The sequence below is a fragment of the Streptomyces sp. NPDC059456 genome (assembly GCF_042750055.1).
In the GTDB taxonomy this organism is placed as follows: Bacteria; Actinomycetota; Actinomycetes; order Streptomycetales; family Streptomycetaceae; genus Streptomyces.
This window is the reverse complement of sequence record NZ_JBHYVA010001108.1, coordinates 1-1,395: the sequence shown is the minus strand read 5'-3', so window position 1 is coordinate 1,395 and position 1,395 is coordinate 1. Positions and strand designations below refer to the sequence as shown.

The window sequence follows — 1,395 nt, the reverse complement described above, 5'->3', positions numbered from 1 at the left end:
GGACGAGGTATTCCAGGGGCCGGGCGGGGGCCACGCCGATCTCGGCGACGAGCCGTCCGAGCCCTTGCGACCAGCCGGGGTTGAGGTGCTCGTCGCAGCGTACGAAGAACGCCCCGTCCTCGCTGTCGCCGGCGAACGCCCCGCTGCGGTACAGGCCGCGCAGCAGGTGGACGACGGCTCCGCGCAGTTCGTCGCGCAGTTGCGGGGTGTGGGGTTCGAAGGCGAGCGCCCGGGCCTGCCGGTCCAGGGCGAGGCGCAGCATGGTCATCAGTCTGCGCACGCTGAGCTGGGAGTAGTCGGGGTCCCGGGAGAGGGTGCGGGCGGAGGCCAGCCGGTAGCCGTCGCGCTCGGCGCGGAACACGTCGATGCCGAGGAGGTGCAGTTCGTCGCAGTCGGTGTCGCCCAGGCGCTGGAAGGCGGTCACGGCGTCGGCGGCCAGTGCGTTGGCGGGACCCCAGGGCAGTCCCAGGCTGCGCTCGCGCCCGGCGATGATCCCGGCGGCGAAGCCGGAGGGCGGGACCTGCACGGCCCGGCGGTCGGGGTCTTCGGGCGTGACGGTCCCGAGCCAGGGGTGGTAGGCGGCGGCGTACGAACTGTCGAAGGCGGCGCGCCAGCGGGCGACGGCGCGGACGGGCAGCCCCGGCGGCACGTCGAGGAGGGCGACGAACCGGCGCTGCCGTTCGGCCAGGGCGACCAGCCGCTGCTGGCGCCGCAGGATCTCGGGCAGCTGTGCGGCGGAGTCCAGGAGCAGGCCGCGCGGCCGGGCCGGGTGCAGGGTGAGCGGGACGGGCGCCGGCGGGCACGGCGCGAAGCTGCCCGCGAGCTCGCGTGCCGGGGTCTCGGTGACGGGGGCGCTCTCGCCGTACTGCCAGAGCAGATCGGGTACGCACAGCAGCGCGACCTCGGGGACCAGCGCCATCCGGTCCATGCCGACGACGTCGGCGGACACCGGGTCCTCGGCGCTCTCGGCGCCGCCGACGGGCAGCAGTTCGGCGGGGACCGGCCCCTGGAAGCTGTCGGCGCCGATGGACTCCCAGCGGTCCGCGCCCGGGCGGACGGGGCGGGAGAGGGCGGAGCCGAGGAAGGCGTCGGGGGGCAGCAGTGCTGCGGGCCAGGGCTCGCCGGGGGTCACCAGCAGGGATTCGGCGGCCAGTACGGAGGCGGCGTACCGGGGGTGCGCGGGGCTCAGGCCGAGCTCCGCGAACCGCTCCTGGCGGGGGCCGGCGGGGTCGCCGTCGGTCACGGTGACGGTGGCGGTGACGAGTTCGGCCTCGACGGCCGCCGGCGCACCGGCCGCGCCACCGGCGCCGGCACCGGCCGCGGCCCCGGTACCGGAGCGGTGGGAGCCGACGGGCGGCCGGTCCAGGACCGCGACCCGGGTGCGCGCCCCGGACG

The 1,395-nt window shown here is 77.1% G+C and carries 1 protein-coding gene; it reads right to left on the bottom strand.

The features are described 5' to 3' along the window. A partial coding sequence (locus ACFXA3_RS42525) for a hypothetical protein (protein WP_385196896.1) occupies positions 1 to 1,395 on the bottom strand: 1,395 nt, incomplete at both ends.